This window comes from Comamonas sp. NyZ500, assembly GCF_016772095.1.
Classification (GTDB): Bacteria; Pseudomonadota; Gammaproteobacteria; order Burkholderiales; family Burkholderiaceae_C; genus Comamonas; species Comamonas thiooxydans.
Genome location: NZ_JAEIJE010000012.1, coordinates 99854 through 116268, shown reverse-complemented (window position 1 = coordinate 116268; position 16415 = coordinate 99854). Strand labels below are relative to the sequence as shown.

14 protein-coding genes are annotated in these 16415 nt (G+C 63.2%); 9 read left to right on the top strand and 5 right to left on the bottom strand.

Translation table 11 applies throughout. The annotated features are described in order from the left end of the window. Nucleotides 1–22 precede the first annotated feature (22 nt). Nucleotides 23–1105, top strand: coding sequence for an ABC transporter substrate-binding protein (locus JAO85_RS17655; RefSeq protein WP_039049105.1), 1083 nt, complete (start codon nt 23–25; stop codon nt 1103–1105). A gap of 175 nt (nt 1106–1280) precedes the next feature. Continuing rightward, the gene (locus JAO85_RS17650) at nt 1281–2363 is read left to right on the top strand and encodes a TRAP transporter substrate-binding protein (RefSeq protein WP_003069176.1); all 1083 of its coding nucleotides are present in this window, start codon (nt 1281–1283) and stop codon (nt 2361–2363) included. Nucleotides 2364–2447: 84 nt separating this feature from the next. On the opposite strand, the gene JAO85_RS17645 is transcribed toward JAO85_RS17650, so the two are convergent. The 4 genes from JAO85_RS17645 to JAO85_RS17630 form a co-directional block, all read right to left on the bottom strand. Beyond that, nucleotides 2448–2999, bottom strand: coding sequence for a hypothetical protein (locus JAO85_RS17645; protein WP_202788650.1), 552 nt, complete (start codon nt 2997–2999; stop codon nt 2448–2450). A gap of 104 nt (nt 3000–3103) precedes the next feature. After that, nucleotides 3104–4945, bottom strand: coding sequence for a TRAP transporter large permease subunit (locus JAO85_RS17640; RefSeq protein WP_039049107.1), 1842 nt, complete (start codon nt 4943–4945; stop codon nt 3104–3106). A 19-nt stretch (nt 4946–4964) separates the two neighbouring features. Next, nucleotides 4965–5585: a TRAP transporter small permease subunit gene (locus JAO85_RS17635; protein ID WP_003069181.1), complete on the bottom strand. Its 621-nt coding sequence runs from the start codon at nt 5583–5585 to the stop codon at nt 4965–4967. A gap of 345 nt (nt 5586–5930) precedes the next feature. Further along, on the bottom strand, nt 5931–7103 hold the full coding sequence (locus JAO85_RS17630) for a helix-turn-helix domain-containing protein (protein ID WP_202788649.1): 1173 nt from the start codon (nt 7101–7103) through the stop codon (nt 5931–5933). Nucleotides 7104–7261: 158 nt separating this feature from the next. Between JAO85_RS17630 and JAO85_RS17625 the strand changes: the two genes are divergently transcribed. From JAO85_RS17625 to JAO85_RS17600, 6 genes are all read left to right on the top strand, one after another. After that, a complete protein-coding gene (locus JAO85_RS17625; protein ID WP_054075189.1) occupies nt 7262–7732 on the top strand; it encodes a (2Fe-2S)-binding protein in 471 nt (156 codons plus the stop codon). Between the two features lie 33 nt (nt 7733–7765). Further along, nucleotides 7766–10153 carry a xanthine dehydrogenase family protein molybdopterin-binding subunit gene (locus tag JAO85_RS17620; protein WP_202788648.1) on the top strand — a complete coding sequence of 796 codons (2388 nt, stop codon included), beginning with the start codon at nt 7766–7768 and terminating at the stop codon, nt 10151–10153. A 34-nt stretch (nt 10154–10187) separates the two neighbouring features. Beyond that, the gene (locus JAO85_RS17615; RefSeq protein ID WP_202788647.1) at nt 10188–10973 is read left to right on the top strand and encodes a xanthine dehydrogenase family protein subunit M; all 786 of its coding nucleotides are present in this window, start codon (nt 10188–10190) and stop codon (nt 10971–10973) included. Nucleotides 10974–11111: 138 nt separating this feature from the next. After that, complete coding sequence (locus JAO85_RS17610) at nt 11112–12032, top strand: MoxR family ATPase (protein WP_202788646.1); 921 nt, start codon at nt 11112–11114, stop codon at nt 12030–12032. Beyond that, on the top strand, nt 12019–13260 hold the full coding sequence (locus JAO85_RS17605) for a VWA domain-containing protein (RefSeq protein ID WP_202788645.1): 1242 nt from the start codon (nt 12019–12021) through the stop codon (nt 13258–13260). Before JAO85_RS17610 ends, JAO85_RS17605 begins: the two co-directional genes overlap by 14 nt. A gap of 13 nt (nt 13261–13273) precedes the next feature. Then, complete coding sequence (locus JAO85_RS17600) at nt 13274–13921, top strand: CoxG family protein (RefSeq protein ID WP_202788644.1); 648 nt, start codon at nt 13274–13276, stop codon at nt 13919–13921. 63 nt (nt 13922–13984) lie between these two features. On the opposite strand, the gene JAO85_RS17595 is transcribed toward JAO85_RS17600, so the two are convergent. After that, nucleotides 13985–14368 (bottom strand): nuclear transport factor 2 family protein, encoded by a 384-nt coding sequence (locus JAO85_RS17595; RefSeq protein WP_003069196.1) that lies wholly within the window; start codon nt 14366–14368, stop codon nt 13985–13987. 268 nt (nt 14369–14636) lie between these two features. Between JAO85_RS17595 and JAO85_RS17590 the strand changes: the two genes are divergently transcribed. Continuing rightward, the gene (locus JAO85_RS17590; protein ID WP_202788643.1) at nt 14637–16403 is read left to right on the top strand and encodes an MdtA/MuxA family multidrug efflux RND transporter periplasmic adaptor subunit; all 1767 of its coding nucleotides are present in this window, start codon (nt 14637–14639) and stop codon (nt 16401–16403) included. The last annotated feature ends 12 nt before the right edge of the window (nt 16404–16415 follow it).

Sequence of the window (16415 nt, the reverse complement as noted above, 5' to 3'; positions counted from 1 at the left end):
AACTACTAGCGGAGAAATATTCATGGATCGTCGCTCACTCGTCAAACATGTGGGCATGGCCGGTGTGCTGGCAGCGGGCGTGGCTCCTGCGGTGCGCAGCCAGGAGCTGCTGCGCTGGCGCTTGGTGACGAGTTTTCCCAAAGTCCTCGACGCCATCTCTGGCGGGGCCGAGAAATTTGCCCAGTCGCTGCGGCTTATGTCGGGCGGCCAGATCGAGGTCAGCGTGCACTCTGCAGGCGAGCTGATGCCTGCCTTTGGCGTGATGGAGGGGGTGCAGAACGGCTCGGTCGAAATGGCTTTGACCGCTCCCTACTATTTCACCGACAAGGACTACTGCTTTGCACTGGGTTGTGCCGTGCCCTTTGGTCTGACGGCGCGGCAGATGGATGCCTGGATGGAGTATGGAGGTGGGCGCAAGCTCATGGATGATTTCTACGCCCAGTACAACATCAGGAGTCTGAGCGCCGGCAATACCGGCACGCAGATGGGGGGCTGGTATCGCAAGGAAATCAAGACCGTGCAGGATCTGCATGGTCTGCGCATGCGCGCTGGCGGCGGCTTGCTCGGCGATGCGCTGCAAAAGCTGGGCGTGCAGGCCGTCAACATGCCCATTGCCGATGCGCAGCAGGCGCTGGAAAAGAACCGCCTCGATGCGGTGGAGTTTGTCGGCCCCTATGACGACCAGAAGCTGGGCTTCGGCAAGATCGCGCCCTACTACTACTATCCGGGCTGGTGGGAGGGCGGTGCCGAGCTGGCCTATTTCATCAATGCCAAGGCCTTTGCGGCCCTGACGCCCGAGCTGCGCGCCATGGTGGAGGCCGCAGCGGCGCTGGCCGCCAAGGATCTGACTGCCAAGTACCTGGCGTACAACCCCGCTGCGCTCAAGAAGCTGCTCAGCGAACGCGTGCAGCTGCGAGCCTTTCCACGCGAGCTCATGGATGCGGGGTTCAAGGCCGTGATGGCCACCATGGCCGAGCATGAAGGCAAGTCGGCGCAGTTCAAGAAAATTCACAGAAGCATGCGCGGATTTCAGCACGACCAGTTGCTCTGGGATCGTTTCTCCGAGTTCCGCTATGCCAGCTATATGAGTGCGGTACGTCTGTAGTGATTGATTGTTTTCAATTGGGCGCGCATCACTAGGTAGAACTTCTTAAGCGAACGGTCACTTTTTAGCGCTTGCGAAACGGTTGGCTCGTGTACATTTTGTGCCTGTTGCATAAAACAAGCTGGCATAGATCAGTGGTCTGTATCAGCTCAATTCGTTCCTCAAGGAGACTAAAGTGGATCGTCGTTCCATTCTGAAAAATGCCGGTATCGCCGGCGTGCTGGCCGCGGGTGCAGCACCTGCTGTTCACGCCCAGGCCGCTGTGCGCTGGCGCCTGGCCTCCAGCTTCCCCAAGTCGCTGGACACCATTTTCGGCAGTGCTGAAAAGCTGTCGCAACTGGTCAAGGCCATGTCGGGCGGCAAGTTCGAGATTTCGGTGCACCCCGCTGGCGAGCTGATGCCCGCTTTCGGCGTGGTGGATGCGCTGCAGGGCGATACCATTGACATGGCACAGACCGCTGCCTACTACTTCACCGGCAAGGATCCCATCTTCGCCTTCAGCTGCGCCGTGCCCTTCGGCCTGACCGCACTGCAGATGAACGGCTGGAAGGATCATGGCAACGGCCGCAAGCTCCTTGACGCCTTCTTTGCCAAGTACAACTTCAAGACCGCATCGGCCGGCAACACCACGACCCAGATGGGCGGCTGGTACCGCAAGGAAATCAAGACCGTGGAAGACCTCAAGGGTCTGAAGATGCGTCTGGGCGGCGGCGTGTTCGGCGAGGCCATGGCCAAGCTGGGCGTGGTGGCGCAGAACATGCCCGCAGGCGATGTCTACCAGGCTCTGGAAAAGGGTACGCTGGACGCCGTGGAGTTTGTCGGTCCCTACGACGATGAAAAGCTGGGCTTCAACAAGGTTGCGCCTTACTACTACTACCCCGGCTGGTGGGAAGGCTCTGCCGAGCTGGAGTTCTTCATCAACATCAAGAAGTACAACGCGCTGTCGCCCGAGAACAAGGCGATCCTCGACGCCGCAACCCGCGTGGCTGCTGCCGATATGACCAGCAAGTACCAGGTGCTGAATCCTCAGGCCATCAAGCGCCTGGTGGCCAACAAGACCCAGCTGAAGATGTTCCCCAAGCCTTTGATGGATGCAGGCTTCAAGGCCTCCATGGAAGTGTTTGCCGAGCACGAAGCCAAGTCGCCCGAATTCAAGAAGATCCACCAGGACATGCGCGCCTTCCAGCGCGACCAGATTCTGTGGAACCGCTTCTCCGAGTACCCCTTCAATCAGTACATGGCGACTGCCAAGATCTGATCCCGGTCAGACTCAAGACTGCCGGCGCCATGCGCTGGCTGCAAAAAAACCGCAGCTTGCTGCGGTTTTTTCATGCGTCCGAAATCATGCGAGCCTGAGTTGAGCGGCTCCTGCGTCGGACAGCGCAAACAGCAAATCTTCCAGGGCTTCGACAGGTGCAGAGCCAAGATCTATGGTCGCTTTCACTCCTCCTGCCAGGACTTGCGGGTCCGACATGAAGTGAACGACTTGCTGCAGCCCCGCTTCATCCGGCTCGTTTTCATCATCTCCATCAAACCAATCGTTGAACCAGTCTATGAGCGCTTTGGAGGCCTTCTCTTCTGTCAGACCTTGCACTTCCAGCGACAGCCAGTCCCAGACAAAGGGCTGCAGCTCCACTGCGGAATCACCGATGCGGAAATGAACGGGTTCGAAATCGAGCCGCGTCTGTGAATCCACTTGCACAGGTTCTGGGCTGTCTTCCGATACGGGGATGGTATCAACCCGGCAGGGCAGATTCCATGCACCTTCTGTGGCCAGCGTCCCATTGCTGTTGCGATAGGCCGGCTCCACATAAGAGTCCTGGGCATTGGCGGCTTGTGACAGCAGGTCTGCGTACGGTTGACGGATGGCCGTCAGCAATTCGGCGATGGTCATTGCGGTTTCCTGGGAAAGCAGCAAATCTATCACTCGGCAACCTCTGCCCAATGAAAAAGCCCCGGCTCTGGCGAGCCGGGGCTGTGTCAGCGGAGGGTGCCGATTTACTTGCTCGCAGGAGCTGCGTTCAGTGAATCCTGCAAGGCCTTGGCAGGGTCATCCGAGCCATAGCCGCCTGCATCGGGTGCGGCCGGGGCAGGCTGGCTGCCCTCGGCAGGGGCTGCGGGCACTGCAGAGCCTTCTTCGCCGCCCTCAGGGGCCCCGAAGGGATTGTCTGCGCCATAGCCACCGCCAGCATCGTTGAGCTGGTTGAGCATCTCGTCGCCCACCTTGTTCATGTCCACGACCACCGGTTTGTCGAGCGCGCCGGTCACGATGCCGGGGAAGGCGATCAGCACACCCACCATCACCAGCTGAATCAGCACAAAGGGCACGGCACCCTTGTAGATCTGCATGGTGGTGACGGGCTCGATGACCTTGTGCGTGACCTTGTCGACGTATTGCTTGTCCGGAGCGACCGAGCGCAGGAAGAACAGTGCAAAACCGAAGGGCGGATGCATGAACGAGGTCTGCATGTTCACAGCCAGCAGCACGCCGAACCAGATCAGGTCGATGCCCATCTTCTCGGCCACGGGTCCCAGCAACGGCACCACGATGAACGAGAGTTCAAAGTAGTCCAGGAAGAAGGCCAGGAAGAAGATCATGATGTTGACCACGATCAGGAAGCCGACCTGGCCGCCGGGCAGGCTGGTCAGCAGATGCTCCACCCACTTGGGGCCGTCGGCGGCCTGGAACACCAGGCTGAAGGTGGTGGCGCCGATCATGATGAACATCACAAAGCTTGCCAGCTTGGTGGTCGAGGCCAGGGCCTGCTTGAGCAGGTCCATGTTCAGGCGACGGCGGGCAAAACCCATGATGAGGGCCGCCATGGCGCCCATGGCACCGCCTTCGGTAGGTGTTGCAATGCCCAGGAAGATGGTGCCCAGCACCAGGAAGATCAGCAGCAGAGGGGGGATCAGCACAAAGGTTACGCGCTCGGCCAGCTTGGACAGCAGGCCCAGTTTGAGCACGCGGTTGAGCGAGGCGATCACGAAGGCGATGAATGTGCCGCCGCACATGGCGGTGACGATCTTCTCGTCGGTGGCGACTTCGGTGATTTCCTTGCCTTGCCACCAGGTGTGCAGGTCGGCCATGTGATTGGCCAGGAAGATGGCGACGATGGTCGAGATGCCCATGACCACGGCCAGCGAGGTATAGCCGGAGTTGCCGTTGGACTCGCGGTAGATGCGCGCTTCGGGCGGCAGTGCAGGCACGGTATGGGGCTTGAAGATGGCGAGGAATGCCACCCAGACCACGTACAGGCCCATGAGCATGAAGCCGGGAATGAAGGCGCCCTTGTACATATCGCCCACGCTCTTGCCCAACTGGTCGGCCATCAGAATCAGCACCAGCGAGGGCGGGATGATCTGGGCCAGCGTGCCCGAGGCCGCAATCACGCCCGATGCGAGGCGGCGGTCATAGCCGTAGCGCAACATGATGGGCAGAGAGATCAGGCCCATGGAAATCACCGAAGCAGCAACCACGCCGGTGGTGGCAGCCAGCAGCGCGCCCACAAAGATCACGGCCAGCGCCAGACCGCCGCGGATGGGGCCGAACACCTGGCCGACTGTGTCGAGCAGGTCCTCTGCCATGCCTGAGCGTTCGAGAATCAGGCCCATCAAGGTGAAGAAAGGCACGGCCAGCAAGGTGTCGTTGGCCATGATGCCGATCAGACGCTGGGGCAGCCAGGCCATCACGGAGGAGGGAAAGACCCCCAGTTCGATGCCCAGAAAGCCGAAGGCCAGGCCCGCAGCGCCCAGGCTGAAGGCGACTGGAAAGCCCAGCAGCAAAAAGCAGATCAGCCCCGCAAACATGATGGGGGCGTAGTTGGTAGCGATGAATTCCATTGATTGTCTCCCGCTACCGTTATGCCTTGGCCTGGGCGGCCAGCGCCTCAGCCTGCTTGCGATCGGCTTCGGCACGCAGGGCCTCGGCCAGCTCTTCCTCGGCGCTCTTGTCGCTGAGCTTGCCCATGGGGTCGGGGCCGTCACCGGTCAGGAAGGCAATGCGCTTGATCAGCTCGGAGATGCCCTGCAGCAGCAGCAAGGTGATGCCCACAGGAATCGCCGTCCATACGGGCCAGCGGATCAGCCCGCCGGGGTTGCCCGACATTTCGCCGGACTGGTACATCTGAATCACCACCGGCATGCTCAGCCACAGAATGGTCAGGCATAGCGGGGTGAGAAAGAAGGCAAAACCGATGATGTCGATCCAGACCTGGGCCTTTTTGGACAGTCGGCTGTTGATCACGTCGATGCGCACATGCTCGCGATGCAGCAGGGTGTAGCCCGCAGCAATCAGAAATGACCATGCGAACAGATACCACTGGACTTCCAGAAAGGCATTGGAGCTGGTGTCAAAGGCCTTGCGAACAATGGCGTTGGCGGCGCTGATGAAGGTGGCGGCAAATATCAGCCAGATGGAATATTTGCCGACAAAGGCGTTGAGCCTGTCGATAGCCCTGGACAGGGCGAGTAAAGCCTGCATGGTGTCTCCAAAAAGTAGGCTGTGTATGCGTCGCGCTGTTGGGGCTGGTAGCCTCAGGGCGATCTGAGTTTTTGAACCAAACTGGAGATTCTACGGACGCAGGTATGGTGTTTTTTACAAATACGCACGCAAATGTGGCGTCCGAGCGTCAGTTGTGCTTGCTATGCGTACGATAGCTGAAAGTGCATGGCTGGTGCTGCTTAGATGATTGTTTTATTGAGGTATTTTTGATTTGTCATGGGCTTGCTTGCTAGTGTGCGCCTGCTGTCGTGGAGGGTGTTTTCGCGCTGAAACTAGGGCAAATCCGTAGAGAGCCAAACTGCATCAGATCCGGTTCAAGACCTCTTATTTGCTGGCCAGCCGGCGATAGAGCGTGGCCCGGCTCAATCCCAGGTTGCGGGCGGCCACGGTTACATTCCCGTGAGCCTCCTGCATGGCTTGCTGAATCAGCAGCAACTCGCTGGTGCGCAGCGGCGTGGTCATGGCATTGGCAGAGGTTCCCCGGCAGGCTGCGCCGGAACCCGGCATGATGGGGGCGCGCAGCAAGGGACCGGCCTGTGCCAGTGCCAGCAGGCGCAGGCCGGACCACAGCGGCAGTTGCAGTGGCGCCTCGGGCCGCTGGCGCGCATGTTCGATCAGATGACTCCAGGGCAGGGCCAGCAGCTCATGGCTCTGGATGAGCGAGTCCCCCCCAGGGGCTTGCAGAGGACGCGGCACCAGTTGCCTGGCCACGGTATTGCTGCCCAGCAATCGGCCTTCGGCATCAAATACCATCAGGCCTTCGCCTTCCTGGCCCAGAGGTCCGCCGGGCCAGTTCACGCGCAGCAGCAGGGTATGAGGCAGGGCCCGCAGCAATCGATCTTCGATGGCGCGTGCGCAGCGCAGTGCCAGCAGCAGCAGTTCGGGGCGCTCGGGTACATCAATGCCGGTGATGTCCAGCATGCCCAGGCACTCGCCCTGAGGGCCGAATACCGGAGCGCCTGCGCAGCTGTAGTCGCGCAGATCGTCAAAAAAATGCTCCTGCCTGTGCAGCCATACCGGGCTGAGTTCGGCCAGTGTCGCGCCTATGGCCGAGGTGCCCACGCCGCGCTCGGACAGATCCACGCCGACACGGCCTACGGCCAGCGCGCGCAGATCGCTGTGGTCGACGGGGCCTTGCACTTCAAGTGCCAGTCCCTGGGCATCGGTCAGCAGGCAGAAGTAGCGCATGGCACCCACGGCCGCGACCAACTGCGTCATGACCGGACGTGCTGCCTGCAGCAGCAGTTGGTGCTTGTCCTGGGCGTGGCGCAGCGCGTGAGGTCCGACGGCCTCGAACTCCACTTTTTGCGCGGGATGACGGCCCTGCGCCACGCAGCGCTGCCACGAGCGCCAGAGCCAGGGAGCCAGGCCAGACGGTGCCAGCGCATGGGATGAGTCCATCGTCAGCAACTGCTGCCTGGCTAGTACAAGCAGTGAATCGCGTGCACCTGGATGGGCAGCGGCTTGCGCAGAAAGGGCGGGGCTGGCGGGCGACATGCGGACTCCGGACAGTGTTTCATTTTGAGAATATCTGTGCGTGTTTCGCCTGGCTTGGGGGTCAACCCTAGCGCTTTACATCGCGGTAACTGCCCAACATAGAGAGTGCGGTTGTGCTTTGTTACCCAATTCTTCGGATAAAGGCAGGAGGCATCACGATGAATGTTCAGTTCCTGGTCAATGGCCGCGCGGCCAGCATTGACGTCCCCCCCAATACCTTGCTGGTGCAGGCGCTGCGTGAACAGCTGCGCCTGACGGGCACCCATGTGGGCTGCGATACCAGCCAGTGCGGAGCCTGCACGGTGCTGGTCAATGGCAAAGCCATCAAGTCCTGCACCATGCTGGCCGTGCAGGCCCAGGGTGCCGAGGTCCAGACCATAGAGGGCATGGCCGCTGCCGATGGAACCATGCACCCCATGCAGGCGGCGTTCAAGCAGTGCCATGGCCTGCAGTGCGGCTTCTGCACGCCCGGCATGGTGATGAGTGCGGTGGATCTGTGCCGCCAAAAGCCTCAGGCCACCGATGCCGAAATCCGCGAACTGCTCGAAGGCAATATCTGCCGCTGCACGGGCTACCAGAACATCGTCGCCGCAGTCAAAGTGGGTCGCGACGGCATGAGCGCCGCCTGAGCCGCGCATCACAACTAGAAGAGGAGACACACCATGGGTGCATCTGACTTTTCCAAGCTGCCGCATATCGGCGAAGCCGTTCTGCGCCGCGAGGATGATCGCTTTCTGACCGGCGCAGGCCAGTACACGGACGACATCACGCTGGGCGCGCAGGCCTATGCGGTATTTGTGCGCTCGCCCCATGCCCACGCGAGGCTGCGCAGCGTCAACGTGGATGCCGCCAAGGCGGCGCCAGGCGTGGTCGGCGTGCTCACGGGCGCCGATGTGGCGGCCGCCGGCATTAACGGCCTGCCCTGCGGCTGGCTGATCACCAGCACCAATGGCGAGCCCATGAAGGAGCCGCCGCACCCGATCCTGGCCCTCGATACCGTGCGCTATGTGGGCGACCAGGTGGCCATGGTGGTTGCCGAGACCCTGCAGCAGGCACGCGATGCGGCCGAACTGGTGGAGGTCGATTACGCGGTGCTGCCTGCGGTCGTGAACGTGGCCGATGCGGCGGGTGGCAAAAAGCCCGGCGCCGTGGTTCACGATATCGCCCCCGACAACCGCTGCTACCAGTGGGCGATAGGCGACAAGGCCGCCGTGGATGCCGTGTTTGCGGGCGCGGCCCATGTGACGCGGCTGGACCTGGTCAACAACCGCCTGATTCCCAATGCCATGGAGCCGCGCGTGGCCATCGGCAGCTACAACCGCGCCATGGATGAGTACACGCTGTACGTGGCCAACCAGAACCCGCATGTGGAGCGGCTGCTGATGACGGCTTTCGTCATGGGCCTGCCAGAGAGCAAGGTGCGCGTGATTGCTCCCGATGTGGGTGGCGGCTTCGGCTCCAAGATCTTTCTGTATGCCGAGGATGTCTGCCTGACCTGGGCGGCCAAGAAGCTCAACCGCAATATCAAGTGGACGGCCGATCGCAGCGAGTCCTTCCTGACCGATGCGCATGGCCGCGACCATGTCAGCCATGCCGAGATGGCCATGGACGCCGATGGCAAGTTCCTCGCCATGCGTGTGCACACCGATGCGAATCTGGGCGCCTATCTGTCCACTTTCGCCAGCGCCGTGCCCACCATTCTTTATGCAACCTTGCTGGCGGGTCAGTACACCACGCCGCAAATCCATATCGAGGTCGATGCCTGGTTCACCAACACTTCGCCCGTGGATGCCTACCGGGGTGCAGGCCGCCCCGAGGCCACTTATCTGCTCGAGCGCCTGGTCAGCCGCTGTGCCTGGGAGATGAATCTGTCCCAGGCCGAGATCCGGCGTCGCAACTTCATCACCAGCTTTCCCTATCAGACGCCAGTGGCGCTGCAGTACGACACCGGCGACTACAAGGCCTGCATGGATCAGGCCGAGCAACTGGCCGATGTGGCGGGCTTTGCGACCAGGCGCGCAGCCAGCGAGGCCAGAGGCCTCAAGCGCGGCCTGGGCTACAGCAGCTACATCGAGGCCTGTGGCCTTGCTCCCAGCAATATTGCCGGGGCGCTAGGCGCACGTGCCGGTTTGTTCGAGTGCGGCGAGGTGCGTGTCCATCCCACGGGCAGCGTGACGGTGTTTACGGGCTCGCACAGTCATGGTCAGGGGCATGAGACCACTTTTGCCCAGGTGGTGGCGGCCCGACTGGGCATTCCCGTCGAGCATGTGGAGATCGTCCATGGCGATACGGGCCGCGTGCCCTTTGGCATGGGTACCTATGGCTCGCGCTCCATCAGCGTCGGAGGTGCGGCCATCATGAAGGCGCTGGACAAGATCGAGGCCAAGGCCAAGAAGATTGCCGCCCACCTGATGGAGGCCAGCGATGCCGACATCGACTTCGCGGGAGGCGAGTTCACGGTACGCGGCACCGACAGAAAGCTGCCGTTCGCCCAGATTGCGCTGACGGCCTATGTGCCGCACAACTATCCGCTGGACAAGCTGGAGCCGGGGTTGGACGAGACCGCTTTCTACGACCCCACCAACTTCACCTTCCCGGCCGGCACCTATATCTGCGAGGTCGAGGTGGATCCTGCCACGGGCGTGGTGTGTGTCGACCGCTTCAGTGCCGTGGACGATTTCGGCACCATCATCAACCCCATGATCGTGGAGGGGCAGGTCCATGGCGGACTGGCCCAGGGCATCGGCCAGGCGCTGCTGGAAAACTGCGTCTACGACCGTGACTCGGGTCAGTTGCTGACCGGCAGCTTCATGGACTACGCCATGCCCCGCGCCGACGATCTGCCCGACTTCAAGCTGGGTACGGTCTGCACGCCATGCACCCATAACCCGCTGGGTACCAAGGGCTGCGGCGAGGCCGGGGCCATAGGCTCGCCGCCAGCCGTCATCAATGCCGTGCTCGATGCTCTGCATTCCCTGGGCGTCAAGGATCTGGACATGCCTGCCAGCCCGCACCGCGTGTGGGAAGCCATCGATGCTGCACGCCCCTGAGGCACCCGACTGAGAGGAAGAGAGGACAACACATATGTATGCCTTCAGTTACTCCAATCCCCGGACGCTGGATGAGGTGAGCGCTGCCAGCGGTCAGTTTCTGGCCGGCGGCCAGAGCCTGATTCCATCCATGAAGCTGCGCCTGGCCCAGCCTGGTGCGATCGTGGACCTCAACCAGGTCGATGGTCTGGCGGGAATCCGCGTCAGCGGCGATCAGGTCGAGATCGGTGCCATGACCCGTCATGCCGATGTGGCTGCCAGCCGCGAGGTGCAGCACGCCATTCCTGCGCTGGCCGAGTTGGCGGGCGGTATTGGCGATCGCCAGGTGCGAGCGCGAGGCACGATGGGCGGCTCGCTGGCCAACAACGACCCCGCGGCATGCTATCCCAGTGCGGTGCTGGGTCTGGGTGCTGTCGTGGTCACCAGTCGGCGCGAGATTGCGGCCGAGGACTTCTTCCAGGGCATGTACACCACGGCTCTCGAAGAGGGCGAGCTGATCAAGGCCGTGCGCTTTCCGGTGCCCAGAAGGGCCGCCTATATCAAGTTCCAGCAGCCCGCTTCGCGCTTTGCGCTGGTGGGCGTGTTTGTGGCGCAGACGGTGCAGGGCGTGCATGTGGCCGTGACCGGTGCGGGACTATCGGTCTTCCGCCACGCAGGCCTGGAAGCGGCGCTCAACCAGAGTCTCACGGCCGCTGCGGCGGCTGCAGTGCCTATCGACGACAGCGAGCTCAACAGCGATCTGCACGCGAGTGCGCGCTACCGGGCGCAGCTGATCAGCGTCCTGACACAGCGGGCGGTGGATCAACTGCTCTCAGTCTGAGCGGCTTGGCCGCTTTCCCCTCTCTCGCTTCGCGGGAGGGGGCAACAGCCTCGCTGCGGGGCGGTCCTTGCTTGCTGTCTCGTTCTTGTATTTTGAAGAAAAGTGGCTCTGGTCTATATGGATAAAGCGCAGGCAGCTATGAATACTGATGTGAACAGCGCTTTGGAGTCGGTGGATGGGCTGCTGGCCGCCTTGCAGGAAGTGGGCTATTTCGCGGACCGGCGTCTGGCTACGGCCGTGTTTCTGGCGCTCAGGCTTCAGCGGCCCCTGCTGCTGGAGGGGGAGCCGGGCGTTGGCAAGACCTCGCTGGCCCAGGCGCTGTCCCAGGTGCTGGCGCGGCAACTGATCCGGCTGCAGTGCTATGACGGCCTGGAGCAGCGTGAAGCGCTGTATGAGTGGAATTACGCGGCTCAGCTGTTGCACCTGCGCGCGGCCGAGCTGCGTGGCGCGGCGGAACTGGAGGCTGTCGAGCAGGAGGTCTATCAGCCGCGCTATCTGGTACGCCGCCCTTTGCTGCAGGCCCTGCAGGCACCTGCGCCCGGCGCGGTGCTGCTGATTGACGAGGTGGACCGGGCCGACGAGCCTTTCGAGGCCTTTTTGCTCGAATATCTGGGCGAGTACCAGGTCAGCATTCCCGAGCTCGGGGTCATCAGGGCCCAACTGCCGCCGGTCACCATTCTTACCAGCAATCGCACGCGTGATCTGCATGACGCGGTCAAGCGCCGCTGTCTCTATCACTGGCTGGACTATCCCGAGCGCGAGCGCGAGCTGGCCATTGTCCAGTCCAAGGTGCCTGAGGCCGCAGCGGCCTTGACCGAGCAGATCGCGCGCTTTGTGGACCGGCTGCGCAGCCGCCCGTTTGCCGATGCCTTCGAGCGCACGCCCGGCATTGCCGAAAGCGTGGAGTGGGCCAAGGCGCTGGTGGCGCTCGACACCCTGGTCATAGACCCCGAGCTGGTGCACGAGACGGCGGGCATTCTGTTCAAGCAGCGCGAGGACGTGGCCGCGCTCACGCCAGAGCGTCTGCAGCAATTGCTGGAGCCCGATGCCACACCCTGAGCTGCAGGCGCAGTCGCCAGAGCGGCCCGCAAGCGTGAGCTGGTGGGGGGACGCGCGCAGCGGCAAGCTGCCCATCAATCTGCTGGGGTTTGGCCGAGCCCTGCGCCGCGCGGGGCTGGCGGTGGATGCCGAGCGCCTGGCGCTGGCCCAGAAAGGCCTGATGCTGGTGGGCATGAACCGCGAGGACGTGGCCGCCGCGCTGGAGGCCGTGCTGGTTTCGCGCGAACAGGATCTGGCGGTCTTTCGCGAGCTGTTTGCGGCCTACTTTCGCAACCCCGAGGTGGCCCAGCAGCTTCTGAGCCAGTTGCTGCCGGGCGCGCCTGAGGCTGCCAGGCCGCGTCACAGGCCGCGTGTGCAAGAGGCCTTGTCGGCGATTCGCGCCGCACGGCAAAAGACCGCGAGCGAGGAGCTGACGCTGGATGCCGCCATGTCGGCCAGCGACCGGCGCAGGCTGCAACACGCGGATTTCAACCAGCTCAGTGCCAGCGAGTACCGCCTGGTGCAGCAGCTGGCGCGCGATATCCGCTTGCCGCTGCCCAGCTATCGCAGTCGCAGAAGCGAGCTGCGCGCCTCGGGGCTGCGCGTGCACTGGCCCGCCAGTCTGAAGGCGGCGGCAGCCACGGGCGGCGAGCTGGCAAGTCTCAAATGGCGCAGGCGCAAGCGGCTGCCCATGCCCTGGCTGGCGCTGGTCGATGTGTCGGGCTCCATGGAGCGCTATGTGCGTCTGCTGCTGGCATTTCTGCACCAGGCCACCAGCCCCCGGCGATATCCGCAGCTGCGCCGCCATGTCTACAGCATGGGAACCGGCCTGCAGGAGCTGAACCGGGCTTTTGCCCACAGCGACCCCGATGCCATGCTGGCCCAGCTCAATCGCGACATCGACGATTTCGGCGGCGGCACCTGCCTGGGAGAGTGCCTGGCACAGCTGCGCCGCCAGGGGGCGCGCCATCTGGTGGGGCGACGTACCCTGGTGCTGCTGGTCAGCGACGGGCTGGATACCGGCGACAGTGCGCTGCTGGAGCGGGAGCTGCAATGGCTGGCGCGGCACAGTGCGCGCATTGTCTGGCTCAACCCCTTGTTGCGTTTTGACGGGTATGCCCCGCTGGCCAAAGGCGCGCAGGTGCTGCATCGTCACAGCCATGCCATGCTGGCCGTGCACAACCTGCAGTCGTTGCAGCAACTGGCTGTCCACCTGGCGAAGCTGCTGCAACTGCCTCACCGAGATTGAAAAGGAGAACACCATGGAAATGCATGCCAGCCGTCCTCTTGCCGTGAGCCAGCAGCAGGCCTGGGAAGCGCTCAACGATCCGCAAACCTTGCAGCAATGCCTGGCCGGCTGCGAGAAGTTCGAGGATGCAGGCGATGGCTCCTATGCGGTGGCCATGTCCGTGAAGATCGGTCCGGTATCGGCCAAGTTCAACGGCCGGGTCACGCTGTCGGACGTGCAGCCGCCCAAGAGCTACACGATTGCCTTTGAAGGTCAGGGCGGTGTGGCCGGCTTTGGCAAGGGCCAGGCCAAGGTCGATCTGACACCCACCGATGCAGGGCATTGCGAGCTGCAGTACGAGGTGCAGGCTCAGGTGGGCGGCAAGATTGCCCAGTTGGGCCAGCGCCTGATCGACGGCGCAGCCAAGAGCATGGCCGAGGACTTCTTTGCGCGCTTCGAAGCCTTGATGCAGCAGCGCCACCCTAGCGAGCAGTCCGAAGACGAAGGCGGTGCAGAAGAGCTGGATACACGCTCCTGGGAGCACGACGCGGCCTCCACCAGCTACGCGCCGCTGGACGCCACGCCCTCGGCGCCGCCGCGCGAATCGTCAGGCATCCCCGTCTGGGCCTGGGGCCTTGGGGCTGTCATCGTGCTGGGCGCGCTCTGGCTGCTGACCCGTTGACCAGCGCATGAATAAAAAAGCCCCTGAGCCTGAGGCCAGGGGCTGGATGGAGCTGGCCAAACCTTACTGAGGCTGGGCGTGGAAAGCCTTGTTGGCAATCTTCCAGCCCTGCTCGGTCTTGAGCAGCACAAAGTAGTCGGTGAATGTCACGGCACCGTGGTAGAGCGTGACCTTGGCCATGGCGGCCGTGCCCACGATGTCCAGGGAGTCGATGACGCGGCGACGCGTGGCTTCGTCGGCAGCGGGCGTGTTCTTGAAGCGCTGGCAGTAGAAGTCCAGGTCCCAGGAGGTCAGCGGGCCTTCGCGCACGGACTCCAGCCGGGCCGTGGGCATGAAGGCTGCGCGCATATGCTCGGCATTGTCTTCGGCATGGCCGCGCATATACAGCTCCAGCGGCACGCGCACGGCGGCTTCTTCGGGGTGATTGGTCAGGCGTTCGGTGGTCATATGGGTTTCTCCTTGGAGCCGGATTCCCTGCGCCGCATGGCGGACGCAGCAAGGGGCAGTGTCAGCCGCCAAGCATGAGGCCTGAAAACGCCGTCATTGCAGCTATGAAAGTCAGCACTGTTTAAGTCTCCGAATACGGAACTTCAGCAGGTAAACCCAAGGTAAAGCGGGGGTAAATGCTGGCAAAGCCGGCGCTGCCTGACCCGGGGTTTGATTGCAACTGGATACCATTGGCGCCAATTCAGGCTCGAAATTCCTGCGCTCAACCATGTCCAGCTCATCCAAATTGCACCCCAATCGTCATTCTTTACAGCAGGGCAAGGTCCGGCCCGTCTTGCTTGCCACGGTGGTGCTCGCCCTGGCAGCCGCTGGCGGTGGCTATTGGTGGTATGCGCAAAAACAGGGTGCAAGCGGCGATACGTCTGCGTCTGCAGCTCCTAAGCAGGGAGCGGGCGGGCCCGGTGCACGCGCAGGGCGCAATGGTCGCGCAGGGCCGGGCGGCCCCGGCGGCCCTGGCGGCATGAGCCAGGCTCAGCCCGTGAGCGTCGGAGTGGTGGAGCAGCGTGACATGCGCGTGCTCGTGAGCGCCATCGGCACCATGAATGCACGTGCCACGGCCGTGGTGCGCGCCAAGGTTTCGGGCGAGCTGCTCAAGCTGCACTTCAAGGAGGGGGACGAGGTCAAGGCCGGCCAGTTGCTGGCCGAGATCGACCCGCGCAGCTTTGCTGCCTCGCTGGCGCAGGTGCAGGGCTCTCTGGCACGCGATCAGGCCCAGCTCAAGAATGCGCAGCTCGATCTGCAGCGTTACAAGGAACTGCAGGCCCAGGACTCGATTGCCCGCCAGCAGGTCGATACCCAGGCCGCGCTGGTGCGCCAGCTGCAGGGCACGGTGGCGGCCGATCAGGGTCAGGTCGATGCGGCCAAGCTGCAGCTGAGCTATACCAGGATCACGGCCCCCATCTCGGGTCGCCTGGGCCTGCGCCAGGCCGACCTCGGCAACGTGGTCAACCCTTCCGATACCAACGGGCTGGTGACAATCTCCCAGATTCGTCCCATCGACGCCGTTTTCTCCATTCCCGAAACCCATGTCGGCACGCTGGCCCAGCAACTGCGCGAGGGCAAGCTCATGCCCGTAGAGCTCTGGGACCGCGAGCAAAAGCAGATGCTGGCCAAGGGCCAGCTCAATGCGCTGGACAACACCATCGACACGACCACGGGCACGGTCAAAGCCAAGGCCTCGTTCGACAACGCGGAGCGCAAGCTGTTCGCGAATCAGTTCGTCAACGTCAAGCTGCAGCTGCGCCAGTTCGATCAGGCGCTGGTCGTGCCCGCGAATGCGGTGCAGAACAATTTCGTCTATCTGGTCAAGCCCGACAACACGGTCACTCAGCGCAAGATCACTGTGGGCGTGACGGACGGTGACTATGTCAGCGTGCGCGGCGAGCTGGAGCCCGGCGACAAGGTGGTGACCGACGGCATCGACCGCCTGCGCGAAGGCGCGCAGGTGACGGTGGTGGACTCCGAAAAGGTCAAGAAGGTCGACCAGGCCGTGCAGGATGCCGCCAGCCAGCCGCGCGGCATGATGCGCAACCTCAGTCCCGAGCAGCGTGAAAAAGTCTCCAAGATGACGCCCGAGGAACGCAAGGAGTTCTTCCAGAAGCTGCGCGCCGAGCGCGGTGCCAATGGCGGCAATGCAGGTTCCGGCCAGGGACCGCGTGGCACGGACGCCCGTGGCGATCAGCCGCGCGAGGCGCAGGGCAGTCCCTCCAAGCCGGACGCCAAGACCGATGCGAAGCCGGATGCCAAGCCTGCCGCTGCGAACGAGGCCAGGCCCCAGGCCGGGGCCGAGCGTGGTGAAGGCGGCGAGGGCCGCACGGAAAGATCCGAGGGCCGGGGGGACCGTCCCCAGCTGACTCCCGAGCAGCGCGCCAAGCTGGAGGCCCTGTCGCCCGAAGAGCGCCGCGCTTTCTTCCAGAAGCTGCGCGCCGAGCGCGAAGCAGGCGGCAAGGCTGAGACCAGCGGCGCGGCGCGCTGAGCATAGCCAGAG

Bases quoted from the DNA above. Each gene is read 5' to 3' on its own strand.
- JAO85_RS17655 (WP_039049105.1), top strand. From the start codon at position 23: ATGGATCGTCGCTCACTCGTCAAACATGTGGGCATGGCCGGTGTGCTG.
- JAO85_RS17645 (WP_202788650.1), bottom strand. From the start codon at position 2,999: ATGACCATCGCCGAATTGCTGACGGCCATCCGTCAACCGTACGCAGAC.
- JAO85_RS17640 (WP_039049107.1), bottom strand. From the start codon at position 4,945: ATGGAATTCATCGCTACCAACTACGCCCCCATCATGTTTGCGGGGCTG.
- JAO85_RS17635 (WP_003069181.1), bottom strand. From the start codon at position 5,585: ATGCAGGCTTTACTCGCCCTGTCCAGGGCTATCGACAGGCTCAACGCC.
- JAO85_RS17630 (WP_202788649.1), bottom strand. From the start codon at position 7,103: ATGTCGCCCGCCAGCCCCGCCCTTTCTGCGCAAGCCGCTGCCCATCCA.
- JAO85_RS17625 (WP_054075189.1), top strand. From the start codon at position 7,262: ATGAATGTTCAGTTCCTGGTCAATGGCCGCGCGGCCAGCATTGACGTC.
- JAO85_RS17620 (WP_202788648.1), top strand. From the start codon at position 7,766: ATGGGTGCATCTGACTTTTCCAAGCTGCCGCATATCGGCGAAGCCGTT.
- JAO85_RS17615 (WP_202788647.1), top strand. From the start codon at position 10,188: ATGTATGCCTTCAGTTACTCCAATCCCCGGACGCTGGATGAGGTGAGC.
- JAO85_RS17610 (WP_202788646.1), top strand. From the start codon at position 11,112: ATGAATACTGATGTGAACAGCGCTTTGGAGTCGGTGGATGGGCTGCTG.
- JAO85_RS17605 (WP_202788645.1), top strand. From the start codon at position 12,019: ATGCCACACCCTGAGCTGCAGGCGCAGTCGCCAGAGCGGCCCGCAAGC.
- JAO85_RS17600 (WP_202788644.1), top strand. From the start codon at position 13,274: ATGGAAATGCATGCCAGCCGTCCTCTTGCCGTGAGCCAGCAGCAGGCC.
- JAO85_RS17595 (WP_003069196.1), bottom strand. From the start codon at position 14,368: ATGACCACCGAACGCCTGACCAATCACCCCGAAGAAGCCGCCGTGCGC.
- JAO85_RS17590 (WP_202788643.1), top strand. From the start codon at position 14,637: ATGTCCAGCTCATCCAAATTGCACCCCAATCGTCATTCTTTACAGCAG.